Genomic DNA, 1,165 nt, shown 5'->3' on the forward strand with positions numbered 1-1,165 from the left:
GTCCTACGTAAGCACCCGCTAGCACAGCTAACAGCAAATAACTCGGCAAATGATCATTCACAAGCTTCGTCTTTTCACGGGCTAACTCATTCATTGACTGCAGTGAATTCTTAAGCAAAAGCGTTTCCTCCTTTTATTCATCTTAGACGCATACTTTTTCTTCTGTTTTTTCCAAAAACCAAGAAAGAGCAGAAGCTTGCTTCACCACTTCACCAATCACAATCATCGCGGGATTGCTCACTTGCTGTTCAGCAGCCGTGTCTACAATTGTGCCAAGCGTGCCTGTAACCGTGCGCTGATAAATAGACGTACCTTGTTCAATAAGCGCGACCGGCGTATCCGCGCTTTTTCCGGCGTCTAAAAGCTGACGGCAAATATATGGCAAGTTTTTAACGCCCATATAAATCGCAAGCGTATCAACTCCTTTTGCTAAATGCTCCCAGCGAATGCTTTCCGGCTTGCCGCTCAAACAGTGTCCCGTCACAACGGCAAACGAACGGCTCAGCTCACGATGCGTCACAGGAATTCCAGCATAAGCCGGCGCCGCGATGCCCGCTGTAATACCCGGAACGATTTCAAATGGAATTCTATGCTGAGCGAGCACTTCTGCTTCTTCACCGCCTCTTCCGAAAATAAACGGATCTCCGCCTTTTAACCGCACGACGGTGTTTCCTTTTCTTGCGTAGAATACAAGCAAATCATGAATATCCTCTTGAGAAACGCAGTGATCACCAGGCTTTTTCCCGCAGTAGACGAGTTCGGCTCCTTCTTTTGCATACTGAAGAAGAACAGGGTTCACTAATCGGTCGTATAAAATAACATCTGCTTTTTCTAAACATTTGGCTGCTTTTATTGTTAGTAAATCTGGATCTCCTGGTCCGGCTCCTACAATGTACACTTTTCCTGTTCTCATTTTTGCTTCGCTCCTTTTATGTGTCCCCTTGAATTTTTGTGGCGCGTTGAAAATCAACGCGCCACGTTACTTATTCTTCAATTAAAAGATACAGCAAATCTCCTTCAACAGACGCTTCGTACGTGTCGACACATCCGCTGTCAGGCTCTTGCACGTTGCCGTCATGCAAGCAAATTTTCCAGTCGTGCATCGGACAGAACACCGAGTCGCCGCTCACGATTCCTTCACTTAGCACCCCGCCTTTATGCGGAC

General features: G+C 46.7%; 2 protein-coding genes. Both read right to left on the reverse strand.

Features of this window, described 5'->3' with window-relative positions:
* Positions 1 to 142: 142 nt before the first annotated feature.
* On the reverse strand, positions 143 to 913 hold the full coding sequence (cobA, locus tag AC1DRF_RS28820) for a uroporphyrinogen-III C-methyltransferase (RefSeq protein WP_098525360.1): 771 nt from the start codon (positions 911 to 913) through the stop codon (positions 143 to 145).
* A 70-nt stretch (positions 914 to 983) separates the two neighbouring features.
* Positions 984 to 1,165, reverse strand: a 182-nt coding sequence (locus AC1DRF_RS28825) for a Rieske 2Fe-2S domain-containing protein (RefSeq protein WP_477742416.1), incomplete at its 5' end; no start/stop codon positions are given.

It is taken from the genome of Priestia sp. P5_B4 (assembly GCF_056400385.1).

What these genes read in the sequence shown, in the direction of transcription:
- cobA (WP_098525360.1), bottom strand. Translation starts at nt 913, where the DNA reads ATGAGAACAGGAAAAGTGTACATTGTAGGAGCCGGACCAGGAGATCCA.